This is a genomic window from Geobacillus sp. FSL W8-0026, assembly GCF_037966255.1.
In the GTDB taxonomy this organism is placed as follows: domain Bacteria; phylum Bacillota; class Bacilli; order Bacillales; family Anoxybacillaceae; genus Geobacillus; species Geobacillus icigianus.
Genome location: NZ_CP150194.1, coordinates 389,660 through 410,733, shown reverse-complemented (window position 1 = coordinate 410,733; position 21,074 = coordinate 389,660). Strand labels below are relative to the sequence as shown.

The window sequence follows — 21,074 nt, the reverse complement described above, 5'->3', positions numbered from 1 at the left end:
AGTTTCAATCCCTCATAGGTACGATAAAAACCGAAGATTACAAACAAAACAACCGGAGAATTTATGTTTCAATCCCTCATAGGTACGATAAAAACCCGCGCAATCGGCGCACAGGACACCATGCACATGAACAGTTTCAATCCCTCATAGGTACGATAAAAACGCAAGTCGCTATTCAGTCACTTGCGGCTCGTGGCGTTGAGTTTCAATCCCTCATAGGTACGATAAAAACTCGTCAATGCTTACCCCGAATATCTCGGAGAGTTGTTTCAATCCCTCATAGGTACGATAAAAACCCCAAAAAGTGTTGTCATATCAACCTTTTCCCTTCAATGTCATCATCAGAATAACACGTTTCGAAGATTCTGTCAATGAAATCTCTCCTTGATGGTTGTAGGGATCAAGCGATCAAAATCAATGTCGTCGACCCCCTGGGGTTTTTGCGCGATTGGAGGTCGACGACAAATGAAGACTGCTTCCTAGCGTTTGACTTGCCTTGTTTGCCGATTGCTATTTGCCTAAGCGAGGGTAAACGCTCGTCATGCGGTGAATAAGACCCGGGCGCCGCCTGCTCATCCATCGCGGGCAAGACGAATACAAACATTGGAATCCCAACACTTGCACGAACGGGGGCGAGTGCTAACTTTTTATGTCTCCAAGCAGTCGGCTGATGATCGCCTCTTGGTATCCCGCTTTTTCGGTTTTCGCTATCGCTTCTTTCACTGGCTGCAGCGGCGTTGACGCTACGGAGGCGAGTTTGGCGAGCCGCTCCGGAGGCAAGTGAACCGATGGGGTGGCGGCGAAGTAATCATCGACGCTGTAGCGCCATGGAACAGCCGCCGAGCCGTATCGCTCGAGAAAACGGTCGGCCATTTTCAAACCTTCCGGGTCAAAGTCGCCGGAGTAATGCAGCTTGGCGCCTGAAGCCGCGAGCAAATCAAGGAGCCGCATCGTCGCTAAATTCATTTGCCCGTTCGCGCAGACAAGCGGGGCGCGGGTGTCAAGCAAGGTCGAGAAAACGCCCGCGTTTTCGACGACGTATACGATGCCGCCGTTGGCTGGATAGGCGCGAATGAGCGACAACACGTCCCTTAGCGGTGCATTCAATGCGCTGTTGGCTTCGACGGCAGCGGTGAAGACCGGGTGAGGGCCTTTCTTCGTTTCGGCCAACAAGTTGGCGCAGGTGGCAAAGTTCAAAATATCCTCGCGGAGCAGGCCGACGGACTGCAGCAATTCATTGACGCTCTCTACAGAGGTCACATCCCACTCGCCTGGCACGGTCGCTTGCAAGGCCGACAGCAACACCTTGCCGGGGAGCGTAGACAGGTCAAAGGCGTGTGGATCGCCGGCGATGCGCTGGGCAAACAATGGAAGCCGCTCATACGAGCCGATCGGCAAGCGGCGAAGGGCGGCGCCGACAAGACGGATCGCCGCCGCCAACTCTTCGCGGTTTGCCTCATACGCTGCTTGGATGAACCGTTGGCCACAAATGTCTTCAAGCCAAGGGTGCTCGTGGGCGAGGTGCCTGAAAAACCGCTCCCGCTCCTTTTCGGCCGCCTGGCGCTGTTCTTTTTTCGGCACCATCGGCTCACCGAAATAGTGCTCGAGCAACTCGATGAGGCCAACGCCGGCAAACCGTGTTCGTTCGAGTTGCTGTTCAAAGGCGGGCAGGGACACGCGAGAAACGTCTCGGCCGAAAAAGGCGGCGATGGCTTCGCGCTCGTTCTCGCTGAACGATGCCAAGGAGACAACGCCGCCAACACGGCCGAGCGACTCGTATTTCCGCTTCATCTCGACAAACAAACGGTGAAAGCCCGGCTCGGAACGGAAAAAGGCAGCGGCCTCTTCGGCCCGGTTCATGTCTCGATCAACTCCCATTCTTTCTCATTCGCTACTAACTGTTTGATGCGCCCGTTCCAATAATACTGGATGACGGTGACAAACGGCGCATTGCGCGGACGAACGAGCTCGCAAATCGACAGGGCCGGCACGGTGTCGTAATCACCCCAAAGCGCCTGCGAGTTCATGATGTAGTTAAAGCCTAGCTGTTCAACAAGGCCGAACATCATGCGGATGTTGTTTTCATCAACGCCGGCGAACGCTTCATCAAGCGAGATGATGTACGGGGCATCATCACCTGCTTCTTGATAGCGTGAATACGCCGCCGCAAACAGCGGAATGTACATCGCCAACGCTTTCTCCCCGCCGCTAAACCGATAAAAACGTTGGTTTGTCAGTTCGCGCTTCGGTTCGTGTTCTTTTTCATAGTAGAGGGTAAACGAAAACCATTTCCGATAGTCGAGCACTTCTTTTATAATTTGATGAAGCGTGTTGCCTTGGCCGCGTTCCTCAAGCAGTTCGCGGGCGCGGGCGATTTTCGAGCGGAAATGGTTCGTCACCCGCTGCAAATCTTCCTCCTTGAGCAGCCGTGAATCCATCCGCAGCAACCCCACCAGCTCTTTCGTGTCGAGCTCGTCTTCCGTCTCCGCCGTTTTCGGCTTCCATTGAATGGATAGAACGAGGCTCGATGACGTATCGATTTCGCTCATCCGCTTGTTCATGTCGTTCACCCATCGCTCCGCGCGTTGGATGCGGCTGCGCAAAATGCGGCCGACCGACTTTAAAATGACTTCTTCGTACAGTTCCCGGTCTTGTTCTTTCATATACTCGTGCTGCAACGCGATTTCCCGCTCAACTTCCGCCAAAACGACAGACGGCGTGGCACGCTGCCCTTTGTAGTCAAGGAAAATGACGTTTCGCTCTTGTTTTTCCCTCCAATCAGCTGCTTTCATCGCCATTTCGTCGTCCGGCGCCGCGGTGCTCCATTCTTTCTCCTCGAACGGGAGCGATTCGAACGTCGCCCGGTATTCGGTCAAATTGGATGATTCTTGGAAAAAGATTGTGTTCAGCCGAGCCAGCAGCGAAGAGCGGCTGTCTTTCAACGTTCCCCCATACCGCTGTTTCGCTTCGCTCGCCTGCTCGCGAAGCGGACGCGAACGGTCCAGCTCCACCAACTTGAGCGCCGCCTCACGGGCAAAGGCCTGCTCCCATGCGGCGGCCAGCTCGCGAGCGAACGTTGCCCGTTTCTCTCCTTGTTCCCGTTCTTCGGCAAGACGCGCAAGGCGCTGTTCGGTCCGCGCCCGCTCGTTGACTAGACGCGGAACTGCCTCGCGCAGAGCGCTGAGCCGCTCCCGCACGCGGGCGATTTCCGCGCGAATGTCATCCGCCCCCATTTGTTGGAGCGTTCGTTCGATCTCAGCCATGCGGAGCGCCAGACGTTCGTCTTCATCGAGCAGGCGATTCCGCTCCCCTTTGGCCTCATCGATGTCGTCGCGAAGCTCCTGCAGCTGCTCGCGCTGCTGGGTGATCATCACCGCGACATAGAGCGCTTCTCGAACATGCACTTCCAGTTCATGCAAAAAGCGGAGATACGATTTCATCGCCAAGCGGGCTCGATCGCATCCTTCCACGGAAAACGCCACGTCAAGCCCTGCCGATTGCTCGCGCAACGTTTGCTTGAGGTGCTGCCACTCGCGAGCGAGTCGGGATACCTTTTCTTGTTGCCGCTGCCAGTCGCGCTCTTTGCTTTCCGCGCGGCGGCGCGCTTCCTCCCGTTCCTCAAACGCCGCGCGCACATCGCGGTCGGATGGAAACGCGGCAAACCACTCCGCCAATGCGGCGATATGAGCTTCCACCGCTTTGTGTTCCGCCTGCAGGCGGTCAAGCGCTTGCCGCAAGGAAGCGATCTCTTCTTCCAATGAAGCGATCTTCTCCATCCGCCACCGCCGCCTTGCCGTGCGGCCGATGAACATGGCGCGCTCGCGGGCGGGCGCATGACCGCGTACGAGACCAAGCGCATAGCGTCCAGCTTCATTAAGCGTCATGCCACCGTCTTGCGCCTCATCGGCAATGACAATGCTGCGAAGCACGGCATCAATCCGCTCCGCAGCGACAGGGACACCTGCATCTGGCTGGAGATAATCGGCCAACGTATGCGCCATATGCACCGGGTTCGGGACGAGCACCCGGTCATACGTCACCGCCATATCGCGGTCAATGATCAGCGCATCGAGCAGTCCGGCATGGGCGAGCGCCGATTCGATCCGCTCGCGGACAGGCTCCGGCACATGGTCGAAAAATTCGACTGCCGCATACAGCGGAACGGAAACAACTCCTTGTTGCTCCAACTCTGCGCGCATGGCGTCCGTCTGTGGATCGCGTTCCGGTTCTGGGTCTTGTTCTGTCTGCCAATGGCGAAGCTCCTGCTCGCGCTCGGCGAGCTGGCCGCCAAGCAAGCGCATTTCGTGTTCAAGCCGCCATTTTTCATCGTTTTTCTTCCCGACGGCATCATAATACGCCGCCGTGAACGGCTGCTTGAGGTCATCGATGGAATATTGATCATACAAGCCGTCCGTCTGTCGCAAAAACGTCTGAATGCGCGCTTCGTCCACCGTGACGCCGCCACGCTCCAGCCAAGCGAGCACCGCTTGTTCCCACCGCTCTTTTTCTTGGTCAAGCAGTTCGTCCCATTTCCGGTATTGATGCCGCCATTCGTCAACTTCCCGCTGCAGTTCGCCTGCTTCTTTGCTTGCTTCTTCATAGCGCGCTTGCAGTCCCTCATGACGCCGCCAAAGGTCGGCGAGCGCTTCGAGCCGTTCCGCATGGCGGTCCGCTTCCTGCTTCCAAACCGTAAACGGAAATTCGCGCTGTTGACGATGATGACGGAGAAAATCGCCTTCATTCACTTCATGGCCGGCAAACGCCCCTTCGTCCGCGTCGGCGCGCAACTGCGCCAACGTCTCTTCCACCTTCCGTTCCAGCTCATCGAGGCGCGCTTCCGCCTCATCAATTTGATGGCGGCGCTGCCGTTCAAGCCGCTCCTTCTCTTCGATCACCCGCTCTTGCCGCTCCCGCCGCCTCGCTAGGTCGCGCTGCTGTTCCTTTAACTTTTCGTACGTTTCGGCTTGTTGAAAGACTTCATGGCCCGCAAGCTCCACTTCCCGTGCACGCAACACGTCTTCTTCACGACTGAGGCGGATGATCTCCTCATCCAACTCATCAAGCCGCTGCCGCGCTTTGTTCTCCTCTTCTGATCTTGTTCGCTGCTCAGCGGCGAGCTGTTCGGCTCGTTGGACCGCTTTCTCGTATTCCACGGCTTTTTCGGCAATCATATATTCATTGTAATGACGGTAATGGTCGCAAAGCCGCTTGAGCGCCCGCGCATCACGCTCGAGCTGCTCCAGCTGCTGCTTTGCTTGGTCCATATTTTCAATCGTCTCGGACAAATGGCGCAATTCCTCATCGGTTAACGGCGGCAATGCGCTTTCCAAAATTTCGTAAATCACCGTCGGCTTGAAATCTTTCGATAATTTCGGGCTCCGCAATTGAATCAACAGCTCGATCAACTCTTGAAACGCCTCGAGCGATTCGAAGCGGAACACATGCTTATTGACGAGCTCCATATATTCTTTTTGCGTCTCGACCACCGTTCCCCCAGCGCCGAGCGCATCGGCGAGCTCGCGCTTTGTCAAAGGAATTTTCTCGCCTGTTTTTTCTTTTTTGTACAAGTCAACATCATGGCCGATGCGGCGGTTGTCCAAAATGACAAAGCCCCAAAAGTCGAGATTTTTTTGCCGTTTCGCTCGCAAACCGATGCCGGTCGTAAGATATTGATCGGTTTCGGTCCGCTTATATTCGAGAAACAAATAACCGGTCCGCTCATCGCGGTTGACGACATCTTTTTCCCCGAGCAAGTAATCTTCCATTCGCCGCGCCCGCGAACCGAACGGATCGAGCCGGTCGGGCGTCTTTTTCCCGTCAAGCAGCACCGGGATCAAGCTTTGCATCGTCACCGATTTGCCCGCTCCATTGCTTCCGCGCAAAAACAACTTTCCGTCGGCAAAATGAAAATATTGTTCATCATAATACCAGAAATTGATCAATCCCGCGCGATGCAACATCCATCGATCTGCCATCATAGCTCCCTCTCTTTCGCTTGAAAATCGTCCGGGTATCGCCCACAAAGCCGCCCAAGGAGCGGGTAGAGGACGACCATGCCCGTCTCGGGATCCGTGTCTGCCATTCGCCATGCTTCGAGCTCCGCCAGCACCTCGCGAGCTAACTCCGCAAGCGATGCTTCGCGATGCGTCTTCCCCCATCCAGCTTCGTAACGACGCTTCGTATCGGCGAGCGATTCAGAAAACTGCGCCGGCGTCAGCCAAAGGCGCCCGTACTCGTCCGGCGGAAAGGACGCCAACCGCTCGCGGACGACGGCGGCAAAATGAAGGATGATGTCAGATGTCCCTTTTAGATCGGGAAAAAGCGTATACGGCGCCTGCCGTTCCGGAATCGTCAACATGGCGACGTTTTTGTACAGCTCATATCGAAACGGCGTATGGGACTCAATATCCTCACGCAGCCGATGCCGGAAGTTGCGCAAGTAATAAAAATCTTGCTCGTCGCCTTCTGTTCGGTGCACAGCCGGTGATAAAAACAGCTTCCGGTACAGACGATGGCGCCGGTAATCTTGCGGCGCTGCTTTCCATTCTTCCGCCAACAGTTCATCAATCGACGTATATTGCAGCAAGTCTTTCGGATATGTGCGCATAAAGTAGCGCGCCAACACCGACACTTCATAAAGCGCTTCTTCGTCCGCATGTTGCGCGAACGCTTCGATCTCTCCATCCATCCGGCGGATCAGTCCGATTTGTTCCGCTGTTTTCAGCACGCGAATGAGCGCGCGCCGCTGCGAATAGTTCGTCCAATCGACCGGCACATCGCCCGGATACATGGCGCGGATTTCCTCGCATACATCGGAAAGCAAAAATTTTTCTTCAACCGCCTTGCTTTCAACATACGCCATCAAGCAGCAAAACAGCGCATAGTCGAGCGGCTCTTGAAACGACGGAATCCCCATCCACGGCTCCGGCTCAGCCGGAATTTTTTCGAGCTTCGCGAAATGCCGGTGCACGATCAAGCGGTAGCCGAACTTCTCCTCGACATATCTTTTGAGCACGTGTTCGCGTTCGCGGACAAGCTGATACCGTTCCGGGTCGGCGTCGCGGACGATCCAAAATTGTTCAAACAGCGCCGCCAACGCTTCTTTTGCCTTGTCATCAAACGCCGTCTCCATCTTCGCTCCCTCCTTCCGCCATCACTTCGATTTCGTAGTTGGGCATCACAAGCGTTCCGTCTTCAGCATGAAGGCAAATCGTGTCGTCCCGACGAACAATGCGGATGTCCCAGCCGTTCTCCGTTTTCACGGTTGGCTGTTCTTTCCCCATCGCTTTGGCGATCCAGGCGAGCAATGTCTTCCGTACGTACGGGGTCACTTCACCGAGTTCGGCCAGCACGATTTTTCCGTCTTTCACCAGCTGTTTCAGTTCGGCTTCCTCGCGTGCCTTCTCCTCCAAATAGCGGCGGCGCGCTTCTTCTTTTTCCCGCTTTTTCTCCTCGATCGCCTGCGGTTTCTTCTTTTCTCCATAATGGCGCACGCGCGGCTTCGTCACCCATTCCATCGGCGCCTCGTCCCAAACATCGCGATACATATCATCTGTCGCCTCATTGTCTGCGATCAGATGTTTCGTATGGAAGCAGCCGAACACGACCGCCGACAAACAGTGCGCCTCTTCGATCGAGGACAGTTGCGAAAACCAGCGTGCCAAGTGCAAATAATCGCCTTTGCGGCTGCGAAAGTGGTGATGCCGCTCACCAAGCCGCTGCACGATGCGCGTCAAGCGACGAATCGCTTCATTCGTCTGATGCTGCAAAAACGCCAGCTCGCTTTCGTGGCCGTCCCGACCTAAAAACCATTCGCGCAAACTGCGCCACGTCTCGCGCTTTTCTTCGATGCATTCGGCGCGCGACGGGGCGCTGTCGGCAAAGCGTGGAATCGACCGCTCATAATCGACTACATGCTCAATGAACCGGTCCACTCCTTCGTCTGGAAGGTCTTCCAACAGCCGCTCAATTTGCATCGATGTCTTCTGTAAGGTGACGATAAAATCACGCAAATAGGCGGTAAATTGTTCCTTGTAAACGAGAAACGATTCCGCCGTCATCCGTTCTTCCAAATTTTCGCTATGCAAATAGGCGATATAATCAGCCGAATGGTGAATGATTTTTTTGAAATAATCAAACGTCTCCTCCCACACTTGGTGTATTTCGTCCGGTTTTTCTTGGAAATTAGCAGATATGATCGTTTCCATGCGAGAAAGGGAGGCGTACAGACGGTCAAACCGCGTTTTCTCGAGCGAACCGCCAAACGAGTCGCCCAACTGTTCGAGCGTGCGAATCATTCGCTCTATTTCCACTGTGTACGGGCTGCATTGATAACGAAACCGCTTTTTCTTAAATTCCTCGATCGTCCGTACATGGGAAGTCTCTTGGCGGGCGATCAAATTGTTCCATTTGACAAGCTGATCGAGGTCTTGCTGCAAATCATCCTCAGTATAATCGGCAAATTCGGCATGCTGTTTCAAAAACGCATACACTTCCTCGGGGAACAAATATTGCCGCATCCGTTCGTGCTGAATGTAGAAATACCGCAAAATCGCGCGATAACGGTGTGCATTTTCCGCCGACAAATACTTTGTTTCGACAATCGGCTTCAACCAAGAAGCATCCATCTTCGTCCACCTTTTCCTCTCTTTTTCCTAATTATTATTGTAACGATTTCATTCTTCCTTTGGCTAGTGAAAGCTATTTTTCTGAATTTTTCTCGCCATCCATGCGATTTTTTTGTAAAATAGAGATGAAAAGGAGGTGAATCGACATGGAAGCGCTATTGCGGGAAATTTTGCACGAGGTGAAAGCAACGCGCGCGGCAGTCGAGTCGCTCGAACGGCGAGTCGGCGCTTTAGAGGGACAAGTCGCTCAGCTCAATGAACGAACAACCGCCCTCGAGACGCAAGTCACCCAGCTCAATGAGCGAACAACCGCCCTCGAGACGCAGGTCGCCCAGTTGAATGAACGATCGAGCGCTCTTGAGCAGCAATTCGCCCAGTTAAATGAGCGGACGAGCGCTCTCGAGCAGCAATTCGCCCAATTGAATGAGCGGACGACCACGCTGGAACAGCGCATCGATTTGCTTTACGAACGCACGACGGAAACGAAGGCGATTGCCGAAGCGCTTCGTCATGGGCAGGAAGTGCTGACCGCGAAATACGAGGCGATGGCGAACGACCTCCACCAAATGAAAGGCGACCTCACCCACGTCACATCGATCCTCGAAGACAAGGTGTTGCCGGCTCTCGCCGAACATGAAGCGGGACTGCATGTCCTCAACGCCCGCGTCTTCAAAACCGAAAGCATTCTTCACCGCCTCGTTCATGCGTAAGATGATTCCTCAACAGATCATGAACCCACTCGTTTCGATGGATCCGGCTGCTTACCGCAGCCGGTTTTTTCTTCCTATTCAGCTCGAATATCTCGAATTCGGAGAATTTAGGAGGATTAGGGCGCATTCCCGAGCATTTGTAAGCATCGCGGCGGAGAGAACGGTTCTCAAGGTGAGAAGCAGCCAAACGCGGATAGATCGGCTGATACCAAATTTTCCAACTTAACCTAATTTGCGTTACCCTATGTTTGTGACGTTTTCCCCTCCGTGTCGTTTTTTTTTGCTTTCCCCCTTGACTTAGAAGGCTGGTGATGCAAAGGGAGAACTGCTGTCCAACATTTTTTAAAGAAAAACTTTCAACACCATCGTCCGGGTGTTTAACAGGTCGGATGGATCTTTTTATCGGCATTTTCGGATCCAAAAAAGGAGGAATCGTTTTGCGTAAATGGTTCATGTCATTGCTCGCTGTCGGGCTTGTGTTCGGACTGGCCGCCTGCAGCGGGAAACGTGATGCGAAAGGGCACATTGTGATTAGCGGAAAAAAGTTTACCGAGCAGGTGATTTTGACGCATTTATTGGCTGAGTATGTGAAGGCCAACACCGATTTGGACGTGGAAGTGAAGGACAGTCTAGGCGGCGCCTTTATGCTTAAGCAAGCCATTGAAAACGGAGACGTCGACATGTACGTCGAGTACACGGGAACAGGGTATTTAAACATTTTAAAACAGCCGTACGATCCGGCAAAAACGCCCGAACAAATCTATAATGAAACGAAGAAGTTATATAAGGAAAAATACAACATCGCTTGGCTCAAACCACTCGGATTTAACAATACGTACGCATTGGCGATGCGAAGAGACCTTGCCGAAAAGCTCGGGGTCAAAACGTACTCTGATTTAGTCAATCATTCGTCTTCCCTTACCTTTGGGTCAGACGCCGAGTTTTTTGAGCGAAGCGACGGCTATGACGGGCTTGTCGATACATACGGATTCCAGTTCAAAAAAACGGTCAACATCGATCCGGACTTGCAATACGAAGCGGCGAAAAACGGGGAGATCGACGTCATCACAGCCTACACGACGGACGCCCGCATCAAAAAATACGATCTCGTCGTGCTCAAAGACGATCAACATTACTTCCCGCCGTACCACGCCGTGCCAATCATCCGCCAAGACGTGTTGGACGCCAACCCAGGACTCGAGGAAGCGCTGAACAAACTGGCCAACATCTTAACGGACGAAAAAATGATGGAACTGAACGGCGAAGTGAATTTGGAAGGAAAACGGCCGCGCGAAGTGGCGATAGACTTTTTGAAATCGGAAGGACTGATCGACTAGAAAGCGAGGAATGTGGATGATTCGATTTGAAAACGTCACAAAACAGTATGAGGATGGATTTGTCGCCTTAAAAACTATCAATCTTGAAATCCATAAAGGCGAGCTTGTCGCCCTCATCGGACCGAGCGGATGCGGGAAAACGACGACGATGCGAATGATCAACCGGTTGATCGAGCCGACATCGGGAACCGTGTATATCGATGGGCAAGACATTTCTACGCTTGATCCGGTCGAACTGCGCCGCAACATCGGCTACGTCATCCAGCAAATCGGGCTGTTTCCGCATATGACGATCGCGGAAAACATCGCGCTCGTGCCGAAGCTGAAAAAATGGGAAAAAAGCGCCTATGAAAAGCGGGTCGATGAGTTGCTTGACCTCGTCGGCTTGGATCCAGCGACGTTCAAGCACCGCTACCCATCGGAACTCAGCGGCGGCCAACAGCAACGCGTCGGCGTCGTCCGCGCGTTGGCCGCGGAACCGAATATTATTTTGATGGATGAGCCGTTCAGCGCCCTCGACCCGATCAGCCGCGAACAGCTGCAAGATGACATCGTCCGCTTGCAAGAAGAAATTCGCAAAACGATCGTCTTTGTCACCCACGATATGGACGAGGCGATTAAAATCGCCGATCGGATCGCGCTGATGAAAGACGGGGAAGTCGTCCAGTTTGCGACGCCGGACCAAATGCTTCGGCGGCCGGCGAACTCCTTTGTCCGCGAGTTTATTGGTGAAGACCGTCTGCTAACCCGCCAGACGGCCGTGCCGACAGCGGAAGATTTAATGTCTGACGCCGTCGCCACGATCGCACCGCGGCGCGGCTTGGCCGAAGCGTTCCGGCTGATGAAGGCGCGAAAGGTCGACAGTCTGGTCGTCGTTGATAAAAAGCAATCGTTTCTTGGCATCGTGACGCTCAAACAAATCGAGCAACGATACAATGAGGAACATTTGCTTGTCGCCGACATCGCTGACTACGATGTGACGACATTACAAAAAGAAGCGGATGTAACAGACGTCGCCGCCTTGTTCCAAGACCCGGACGTGCGCATCATTCCGGTGCTCGATGGCGACCGCCTTGTCGGCGGCATTACGCGCTCCAGCATGATGCGCGCGCTCGCTGAGTGGACGTTCCAGCAGCACGCATAAAGACATCAACCATGGGCGGAGGGACGCGTTTCCAGTTATCTCCAGAAGCCCGGTGATTTACGGGAGCATGCCGCTTCACAAGATCATTTCTCAAATAAAAAACCTTGCAGCATCGGTCCTGCTTTTCACACGTTCACTCATCGGTCAGGGGAACCAGCTGTTTTTCACCAACCTTCGAGGAGGCTGGGGATTTAATCTTGGATACGGCTTTGCAATGTCATTTCTCAACGGGAAAAACTCTGATGCATCGGTCCTGCTTTTCACATGTTCACTCATCAACTAGGGGAACCTCTAGTCTTGTGAACAGATGGAAGACGGCCGCACATTAAAAGCGAATCGGGTGCGATTGGCTCGATAGCCGCTCGTCTAAAAAGCGGGTGATCGGAAACCATTCGCCCGTTGGCAGTTGGCCGGTGTGACCGCAACGTCCCCTTCAGAATACGACGAGGCCCCCATTGGCGGCTGAATTTCGCCGATGACAAGGAAGCGGTTGGCTCTCCACCTCTTTTTCACCAATGAGGGAAGAGCACGATAGCAGCGGCTCATCCGTCACCGTTTTTTCAATAAGGAAGACAACGATGAACGGACCGCTGCTTTTTTACCAAGGAGGGATACAATGGAATTATTGCGAACGTTTATTGAACGACGAGAAGAGATTTGGATCGCTTTTCAAGAGCACGTACTGCTATCCGCGATTGCCATGGGCATTGCCATCGCGGTGGCCGTGCCGATTGGCGTCGTGTTGACGCGATATCGCAAACTCGCCGAGCCGATCATCGGCATCGCCGCCATCATCCAAACGATTCCGAGTTTGGCGCTGCTTGGGTTTATGTTGCCGATTTTCGGCATCGGCAAACTGCCGGCGATCATCGCCTTGACGCTTTATGCCTTGCTTCCGATTTTGCGCAACACGTACACTGGCATTCTTGGCGTCGACCCGGCGCTCGTTGATGCCGGACGAGGGATGGGGATGACATCGCGGCAAATTTTATGGATGGTCGAGCTTCCCCTCTCGCTTCCCGTCATTATGGCCGGCGTACGCACCGCGACAGTGCTGACGATCGGCGTCGCCGCCTTGGCGACGTTTATCGGCGCCGGGGGGCTTGGTGACTTGATCGATCGCGGCCTGCGCATCGCCGACAAAAACTTGATTCTCGCCGGCGCCATCCCAGCCGCCATATTGGCGATTGCCTTCGACTGGCTGCTACGAAAAGTGGAAAAGAAAGTGACACCCAAAGGGCTGTGATCAGCCCTTTGGCTTCTTTCCTCTCTCGGTCGTCTCAGAAACGTCAAAAAAGTAAGCCGGGGAAACAGATTTAAAAAATAAAATCCCATCATATTGTTGTGCAGGTACAAAGGAAGTAGGCATTCCTCCGCCCTCATAGGCCCGCCACTTTTTCTGTGCCCAGTTTCCATTGCACTGAATAAAACTATTTTGATAAGGGGAATGGTCAAGAAGGCTTTCCAAATGTTTTTTATTCATTTTTTTTATTGGATATTCCTTACCTGTATAATCCAACATTTTGCCTTCCTTTGCATACAACCCCAATACAAAACTTTTCTCCTTAATCGTTTGGGAGAGGTTTTCCACAAACGATTTATAGGCAGACAGGCGCTTGGCGGAAGTATTTTTGCTAATATGCATGTTATGTGCCCAAATGATAAATTTTTCATTTGGGTATATTTCCTGCGCTAAAAATTCTAGGTTTTTTGCCATTAATGCATCCCGATACTCAAAAAGTTTCGAGAAACTTTTTTCTAAATTTGCTTTCAAGTAATTTACTCTATTTTCCATCGTACGGAGGACAATTTTATAAATCTTGCTGTCCGGAAAACAATGCTGTTTGAGTTCCTCAATCAATTCCATGCCCTTACTTTCCATCTCTTCCCTTATATTTTGGCGCATTGAACGCTTGATTTTCCGTTTATCGGCTGCAATCAAAACCTCGATCGCCCGCTTTTCAAAATCGACAAACTTCTGTTTGGTCGGACCCGTTAAATAAGACTCGAGGAATTCCGAAAACAAATTCTCCTTTTTTCCTTGATAAACATCCACACCAGTAAAATACAGCGGCCGCTCCTGCTTCATTTTTTTCATATAGTCAAATAATCCAAGGACAAATTCATTTTGCCACGCACGTCCAATGGTGCCCACCATGAAACGTTTAGAATCAAGTTGATCAGATAGATAATCGCCGATCATACATGGCCCCAATTCGCTTTCAAAGGCAAGTACATGAAACCCCAATTCTTCATGAAGATATTTAATCAGGCTTACTTTTGCTAGACTGTATTCTTTGACGCAATGGCTGCTCTCCCCAAGGAAGACAAAGCGTTTATGTTCCAAAATCGGCTGAAGAAACTCAAAATGATAGCGGTCCATATCCCCTATATCGATACTTTGATGTTTGACTTCATCGATAAAGAAAGTGATCATTGACACCCCCAAACAACGTGATGACTGCATGTATACCCTCAACGGTTCGGTGACGAGCGGTGTGATCGAGAAATCAAGCTTTTCATGCGCCCCCATAATTGGTACAGACTAAACCCGATAACCGCTCCACTCACGTTCAAAATGATATCATCAACATCAAAGCTTCGTTCGCTAGGATATTCAGCAAATTTTCCATCCATCAACGCTGTCAAAAATTGAACGGATTCAATGCCGCTCGAAACGAGCAGGGCAAAGAGAAGAAACGGTTTGATACGTGCAAAATAAGGATGAATCAAAGGAACAAAGATGCCCAACGGAAGCAACAACAAGATGTTTCCCCAAATATTCACAGGAGTAATGCTAGTTTCCAAAATCGTTTTCAACGGGATGAAATTATAATGAGGAAACACCTGTTCCTCTAGCGGCAGCACTGGTTGGGTCATAAAGCGCCAATAAGGAATATATAAAACCGTATAATACAAAACAAAAAACAAATAAACATAAAAGCAAGCGTGAATCACCATATTCATCCCACTCCATTGCCGCACCTTGGACACACTCCAGCATACAAACACAAAGATGGGCAATAGATTGAGACAAATATGAATGAACACAATCCAGACCGATATGCCAGGAAAATTTCCATAGACATGATCCCAAGTCTTGAGACAAGCTACCATGACAAAAGGAATAACCGTGACGGTTTTTCGAATCATTTACTGCTTCAACTCCTTTATTCTTTGCTTGTATTCCAGTTCTTAGCATCCACCTCCAAATGACCTTTACCACTCGGGCGATTTGAACACTCCGGCTCAAACTCATCCGTTTCCTTCATCGTAACGCCATTTAGCACATAGTCGTCTTCCTGCATAATATCCCATTGCTCCCATATAAATGGGGACTACAAAGACAAAGGATGGATAAAAAGGAAGCGACGTAATCGTTGCGATCCCTAAAACAACCGCCCAATCCCATTTAAATTCCCATTTTTTATCAACAAAAGAAACGAGCGCTTCTGTTACTATGCATATAAGCAAAACAGCCAGTAGTGCAGCTGGAAAAATGGCAACACGGATACCAGAAATCCATGAGCACATACACCGGCTGAGACCGCTTCCTCTTGAGCGAAGAAAGCATCTCGATCGCTAGGTCGATCTTGCTTCTTCCCGTTGTCTTGTCATACAGACGAAAGGCGAACGGAAACGCTTGGGTGAAGGTGTGCACCATCCGTGAAACGAGCGAATGCCCCCAGACGGATGGATGATCGTTGTGCGAGTAGTGCCAATCACACCCTTGAATGGCGCGGGCAGCCCGTGACGAAGACTTCGTTTTTTGGCAAATGGGATCATCCATCGAAACAAAAAGGGGTTGATTCTCCCTTTTGGCCATTCGCTTGCTGCGCTGAAGGATCCATGGCTGGAGTTTGCGAAGCAACGTCTCTTCATCCCAAGGGCTTTTCGTGAAAAAATGGCTGAGTATGGTTCGATGGTTGGGATGAAAACTCCAGTGATGGACATCGGTCAACGTTCCCAAACATCCCTTGGTCGTCAAGGCGTCGACAAGATGAACCAGATGCTTGATGACCGGTTTCGAGAAATCAAGCGCCAATCCCAGCGTCATGAAAAACTTGTGGATTCCTTGATGATGTGCTCATCGATTCCTAAGCCATGAACCTCCTTGTGTGAATGGGTTTGAGCACATCTATTTTACTCAAGGAGCTGGGTTCATGTCTCCTTTTTTGTTTGGTTGTAAATTTATGTTAGTGAATTTGCTCATCTACAGTTCTTTACTCTTTTCTCGGGGAAAGCCCGGTTATTAAAATTAAACTATATGCCCATAATAACCAAGAACCAAAATATCGATCAGATTCCACTAGTAAATTAGTAAATACTTCTGGAAAGATAACTAATACAATCGTATCAATGAACATGCCGGGAAGCGCGATAAACATAGCAGCTTTTAAACGCTCATCTTTTTTTAAACCTTTAAGTTTGTATAGAGGATAAGTTAATAAAAAAATGAGTGGAACAACAAGCAGATAGGATAACAGAAGAAGCAAAGCATTTTCTGGGTTGAAGAAAAAATGTCCAAAAAACCGGAAAATTATGGTTGCTCCTAGCCAAACAAGAAAGCCCCAAATTAGAAAATACATGAACAGCACTCCTTTATTCTAAAAATGCTTGAAAGAGTATCATAATAGCATTTCACCAACGATCCTGATAAATCATGACCCTTCACAGACAATCCTTATTTCTTTGCGGCAATGAAAGTTCTAATAAAAAATAATGGATAGATCATTAAATACAAATTGACGGCCCACCAAGTGATGTCAAAATCCTTGCTAAAAGCCCAAAATGCAATGGCTTGCAATCCGGAACAAAAAGTCAACACAAGAGAAATCAGAGCCCAGTTCCGCCATGCCGGGTTGTTTTTATTATATAGATATAACCCCGTGGTGCTAGTTGAGCGTCAGCCTCAACTAGCACCACGGGTAAGGATAAGTTCCATTTAATTGTAGCTTTTTAGCTACGTCCCATTTATAACATTTTGTAAATATATCCATATTATATCCCCCTAACCCCCTTCTTTTTTATAAACACTTATGAAAACAAAGATTTTAATTATTCATTCCATTTTATTATTGACATATGTAGCTTTTCTTTCATGTTTTACAAGTCTAGAAGATAGACTATAGCCTACTAAAACAAAACACATGATATAAAGCGCTGTTGATATACCAAATAAATCAGCCAGTCCTCCTCCTACAATCGGACCGATTATCATCCCTACAGAATAGGCCATATTAAAAACAGCAAATGCAGTAGCATACGCCCCCCCACCTAAACGATCAACAGAATTCGCTAATTCCGGCAAAGTCGGCGTTAAGACAAAACCAGCCGCTGCCCCTACCAAAAAAAGTACGGCTCCTAAAGCCTTTCCCCTTTTAGCAGGCGGATACATATCTGTAATCAACGCCAGTCCCGCAGTCCATGTCGCCGCTGCCGCAACACCTTGAAGCAATCTAGCAACAATGAGCAGCAACATACTATTTGCAAAAGCAAATAGTAACGTGCTTGCTAAAAGAACTACCAGCCCCCACAGCATGACTCCTCGTCTACCAAACTTGTCAGAGATTCCTCCTAATATAGGAGTAGCGATCAAAAAAGAAAACGCATAACAGCCGATTAGTATGCCAATAACTGTTTGGGAAGCATCAAATTTAGAAGTGTAAAAAGGCACGATCGGAACAACGATGCTATACAGAAGCATATCAATAAACACTGCCATCGCAATTACAATCAATCCAGTTATTGGCTTTTTTCTCATCTCTTTAAGCTTTGTCATAAAATATTTCACCTTTCTTCTTTTTACCATCGTTAAATGGCAAACATGCTGAATTTCGTAAAACAGCTTCTAGGAAATGATAGAAAGTCGTTCGGTGACAATGGTTTTCGTAGAACAACCATTGATGTTAAGAAGAAAAAGGAGACTCTTTTTTTCACTCGTATGTAACCATTTCATTGTCCATTATGCCTACGGCTTCTTTATTTATTTAATACAAAATCATCCATAATAAACATGTTTTACTTCATCTCAATTATATCTCCACCTCCTTTTCTTTTCACCGCCAACCTGTGTCGGAACCCCGCCATTTTTTGGCGGAATACCGACACGAGATAGCGGACCCCAAAAAAGAAAACGCCCTCACCGATCCGATGAAGGCGTTAACAACATATGATGCTCTGGAATGAACCCTAATTGTTTTGCTTTTTCCACGGCTTCTACCCTCGAAGATACACGCAGCTTTGTGAAAATGCGCGATAAGTGTCTTTCCACGCTTCGTTGGCTTATGTGATGTTTTTTGGCAATGTCTTTATTACTGTAGATGAGAAATTTTCATTGCAGTAATTTCCATACCCTAAGAGACAAACAGGGGACCCCTCAGGCGACATGGAGCAGTTTTTTGATCACATCAATGGAATCTCTTGCTTTGAGGCGCCATCGATGAACTCGACGATGCTGTGTCCTTTCCGAGACCGAAGAAGCTCCAGTCCGGAAGAGAGGTCTTGTTGAGATGCCGCGATGCTGTATATGCAGGCGAACAGCACCACTGCCCCATACCGTTTCACCGCCCGAATGTGACGAACACGGTACCATCTGACTTCAGCTGGTCTTTGGCCTGCCGGAAAAAGCATTCGATCGTCCAGCGCTGGGCATAGTAACGCAAGATCTCTTCATCGCCTAGCTCCCGGTCGGTGCTCAAGACGACATGGAGATGGTCCGGCGTCATTGGTTCATCCGCCTTCCAAGCCAGCCGCATCACCGCGTCATCAAGACCGTTGGGCGCGCCTTCGCAGCCGTAGACACGCTCACGCTCCTTCCCCACCGTGACGAGGCAGGTGTCGTTGGGCTCGATATAGCGGGCAAACTCCTTCGCTTGAATGGCGATGCCTTTCGGGTAGAGAATCCGGTTCGTCTTGAGCATGCCGATGACATGGAATCCTTGTTTCAGGCAGGCTTCGATGAGCGCTTGGGACGGATACCACGCACATCGGCCGAGTCCACTTTTCTTTGAGCGAAGAAAGCATCTCGATCGCTTGGTCGATTTTGCTTCTTCCCGTTGTCTTGTCATACAAACGAAAGGCGAACGGAAACGTTTGCGAGAAGGTATGCACCATCCGCCAAACGAGCGAATGCCCCCAGACGGATGGATGATCTTTGTGCGAGTAGTGCCAATCACACCCTTGAATGGCGCGGGCAGCCCGTGACGAAGACTTCGTTTTTTGGCAAATGGGATCATCCATCGAAACAAAAAAGACTGATTCTCCGGATTGGCGATTAGCTTAATGTGATCAATGAGTAATGAAATTACCACTCATATATCGACTTCTCTACTATGGCTTAACGAAAACTTTTTAGACAAGAAAGGCAACGATAAACTCGAAAGAAAACACAAAATAATCCCGCTGAAAAATGCTTTTGCCATGGATTTTGCTACATATTCTTTCGATATGTCTTCTATTTGTTTTTTTATGTTAGCAATGTTTTTGTCTATATTGATCAACTGTTGCTTCACTTGTTCTTCGATTTTCTTTTGCATTTCTGGAGACATTGGCGTTCCATTTGGAATCTTTGCGAGCATCTCTTTTTCAATATTTTTCGCAAGTAATTGCGTACTTCCCTTATCTAGTTTCAACAATTTATCGTTATTTTTTTCCTCAAAAAAAGTATCTCTTTGTTTCATTAAAACTTCCTGAATAGAATTTTTCACCTCTTCAGGAATGTTTGATTTTTTTACGATCATTACTCCTTCATCGACTACGTTAGCGGAATAATGATTTAGAAAGCTTAATGTTAAAGACACAAACAAAGCTACTCCAACCGCTCCCCCCATATTCCGAACCATCGCAAAAATACCTGAACTTAAAGAAATTTGAGTTTGGGAAACGGCGGCCGTGCATACTGTCACACTAGTAATCATAATAATCCCTAAACCTGTTCCTAAAATAGCAAGAAATGAAACCATATGTAAAACACTTATATCCGTATCAATATTGATAAGCAAGATCAACCCCATTACACTTATGATATATCCTATTACCATAGGAATAAGATAACCAATTTTATCAATTACTCTCCCAATAATTGGTGCTACGATAAGCATAACTCCGGAAAGGGGGGTAATTGCAAATGAAGCTTCTAATGTACTAAATTCCTTCACTCGAATGAGAAATATAGGAAGTAAAATTAATGTTCCCATTAATAATATGCCACCGAGGAAATTCGAAACTAACCCTGAAACATACAAACGATTCCTAAAAATAGAAAAATCGAGAATAGGTTTTTTTACTTTTGTTTCAACAAAAAGAAATAGGGCTCCGCTCATAACGCTAATTAGGAAATAAAGAACGATTTTATAAGATGTCCATCCAATTTCTTCCCCTTGCAAAATGGCATACGTAAGAAAAAACAAACTCAAACTCATCAACAAAATCCCCAATGGATCGAGTTTAAACTTATGAATGGGTTCATTTTGTACTCGAATAGCAAGATATATGAACGGAAATGCCAATAACACAATGGGGACATTAATATAAAACACCCATCTCCAGTGAATATACTCTGTAATAAGTCCTCCTAAGCTCGGGCCGATAGCAACCGCCATAGCACCTACAGCTCCCCAAATACCCATTGCTAATCCCATTTTTTCTGGAGGAACAGCTGTTCTAACTAGCGTCATACTTGTAGGGATGACCATTGCTCCGCCTATTCCTTGCAAAATTCGAAAAATAATAAGAGAATCTACCGTCGGTGCAATTCCACATAAAAACGAGCTAACTGCAAAAATGATGACTCCCCACAAAAAAGTGCGAACACGCCCTAACATATCAGCCATTTTACCGAGAGTAACTAATAATACTGCAAGTGTAAGAACAAACCCGTTTATGATCCATGAGGCTTTGCTCAGGTCGATTTTGTAATCATCAATAATATTAGGAATTGCAATATTTACTACAGTACTATCTAAAAACACTAGAAAAAGCCCAATGCTTACTGCAAACACTTGTTTTAATCCTCTGTGCCGTTGTTCGTTTACAGTTTCAGTCATATCCTGCTCCTCCCTCTATAAATATTGATGTATCAAGGCTTTGCGGCCTCTCAGGGGTGTCAAAAAAATATTTTTCGACAAAATCCCTTACATCCTTTTTCAGTTTTGTGGATATCTTACAGACCTAGGGTGCGCTTCGCGGCCAATACTCCTTATAATTTTTATGTAATCAAAAATGGCTCTTGCGTTCTTTTATCTCACACACTTTT

The 21,074-nt window shown here is 49.0% G+C and carries 13 protein-coding genes, 4 pseudogenes and 1 CRISPR repeat array (1 of these 18 cut by a window edge); of the genes and pseudogenes, 4 read left to right on the top strand and 13 right to left on the bottom strand.

Annotated elements, in window-relative coordinates:
* A CRISPR array of direct repeats spans positions 1-296; the repeat unit is 30 nt; unit sequence GTTTCAATCCCTCATAGGTACGATAAAAAC; it reaches 3,183 nt to the left of the window's first position.
* Positions 297-639: 343 nt separating this feature from the next.
* From NST29_RS02180 to NST29_RS02165, 4 genes are read right to left on the bottom strand one after another with little or no spacing between them, the layout of a single operon-like run.
* On the bottom strand, positions 640-1,860 hold the full coding sequence (locus tag NST29_RS02180) for a TIGR02679 family protein (protein ID WP_339232643.1): 1,221 nt from the start codon (positions 1,858-1,860) through the stop codon (positions 640-642).
* On the bottom strand, positions 1,857-5,975 hold the full coding sequence (locus NST29_RS02175; RefSeq protein ID WP_339232641.1) for a TIGR02680 family protein: 4,119 nt from the start codon (positions 5,973-5,975) through the stop codon (positions 1,857-1,859). The genes NST29_RS02180 and NST29_RS02175 overlap by 4 nt, the downstream gene beginning before the upstream one ends.
* Complete coding sequence (locus NST29_RS02170; protein WP_033023713.1) at positions 5,975-7,132, bottom strand: TIGR02678 family protein; 1,158 nt, start codon at positions 7,130-7,132, stop codon at positions 5,975-5,977. The genes NST29_RS02175 and NST29_RS02170 overlap by 1 nt, the downstream gene beginning before the upstream one ends.
* Positions 7,116-8,627: a TIGR02677 family protein gene (locus NST29_RS02165; protein ID WP_339232640.1), complete on the bottom strand. Its 1,512-nt coding sequence runs from the start codon at positions 8,625-8,627 to the stop codon at positions 7,116-7,118. Before NST29_RS02165 ends, NST29_RS02170 begins: the two co-directional genes overlap by 17 nt.
* Before the next feature lie 146 nt (positions 8,628-8,773).
* Between NST29_RS02165 and NST29_RS02160 the strand changes: the two genes are divergently transcribed.
* The 4 genes from NST29_RS02160 to NST29_RS02145 all read left to right on the top strand — a co-directional run bounded on the left by NST29_RS02160 (position 8,774) and on the right by NST29_RS02145 (position 13,064).
* Complete coding sequence (locus tag NST29_RS02160; RefSeq protein WP_061912122.1) at positions 8,774-9,337, top strand: hypothetical protein; 564 nt, start codon at positions 8,774-8,776, stop codon at positions 9,335-9,337.
* Between the two features lie 452 nt (positions 9,338-9,789).
* A complete protein-coding gene (locus NST29_RS02155; protein ID WP_200878298.1) occupies positions 9,790-10,674 on the top strand; it encodes a glycine betaine ABC transporter substrate-binding protein in 885 nt (294 codons plus the stop codon).
* A 16-nt stretch (positions 10,675-10,690) separates the two neighbouring features.
* Positions 10,691-11,818 (top strand): betaine/proline/choline family ABC transporter ATP-binding protein, encoded by a 1,128-nt coding sequence (locus NST29_RS02150; RefSeq protein WP_033842551.1) that lies wholly within the window; start codon positions 10,691-10,693, stop codon positions 11,816-11,818.
* Positions 11,819-12,434: 616 nt separating this feature from the next.
* Entirely contained in the window at positions 12,435-13,064 is a 630-nt protein-coding gene (locus NST29_RS02145; RefSeq protein WP_033842552.1) for an ABC transporter permease, read from the top strand.
* On the opposite strand, the gene NST29_RS02140 is transcribed toward NST29_RS02145, so the two are convergent.
* From NST29_RS02140 to NST29_RS02100, 9 genes and pseudogenes are all read right to left on the bottom strand, one after another.
* A complete protein-coding gene (locus NST29_RS02140) occupies positions 13,065-14,255 on the bottom strand; it encodes an erythromycin esterase family protein (protein WP_033842553.1) in 1,191 nt (396 codons plus the stop codon).
* Between the two features lie 38 nt (positions 14,256-14,293).
* Positions 14,294-14,971 (bottom strand): VanZ family protein, encoded by a 678-nt coding sequence (locus NST29_RS02135; RefSeq protein ID WP_033842554.1) that lies wholly within the window; start codon positions 14,969-14,971, stop codon positions 14,294-14,296.
* Between the two features lie 355 nt (positions 14,972-15,326).
* Positions 15,327-15,875 (bottom strand): annotated as a pseudogene (locus NST29_RS02130) (IS701 family transposase); the annotation flags it as partial.
* Positions 15,876-16,041: 166 nt separating this feature from the next.
* Positions 16,042-16,407, bottom strand: coding sequence for a DUF5367 family protein (locus tag NST29_RS02125; protein WP_033842558.1), 366 nt, complete (start codon positions 16,405-16,407; stop codon positions 16,042-16,044).
* 95 nt (positions 16,408-16,502) lie between these two features.
* Positions 16,503-16,715: pseudogene (locus NST29_RS02120) on the bottom strand (DUF5360 family protein); the annotation flags it as partial.
* A 165-nt stretch (positions 16,716-16,880) separates the two neighbouring features.
* Positions 16,881-17,600: an MFS transporter gene (locus NST29_RS02115; RefSeq protein ID WP_061912495.1), complete on the bottom strand. Its 720-nt coding sequence runs from the start codon at positions 17,598-17,600 to the stop codon at positions 16,881-16,883.
* A gap of 360 nt (positions 17,601-17,960) precedes the next feature.
* A pseudogene (locus NST29_RS02110) lies at positions 17,961-18,134 on the bottom strand (LuxR C-terminal-related transcriptional regulator); the annotation flags it as partial.
* A 63-nt stretch (positions 18,135-18,197) separates the two neighbouring features.
* Positions 18,198-19,069 (bottom strand): annotated as a pseudogene (locus NST29_RS02105) (transposase); the annotation flags it as partial.
* 62 nt (positions 19,070-19,131) lie between these two features.
* The gene (locus NST29_RS02100; RefSeq protein ID WP_033842559.1) at positions 19,132-20,865 is read right to left on the bottom strand and encodes a DHA2 family efflux MFS transporter permease subunit; all 1,734 of its coding nucleotides are present in this window, start codon (positions 20,863-20,865) and stop codon (positions 19,132-19,134) included.
* Positions 20,866-21,074: the final 209 nt, after the last annotated feature.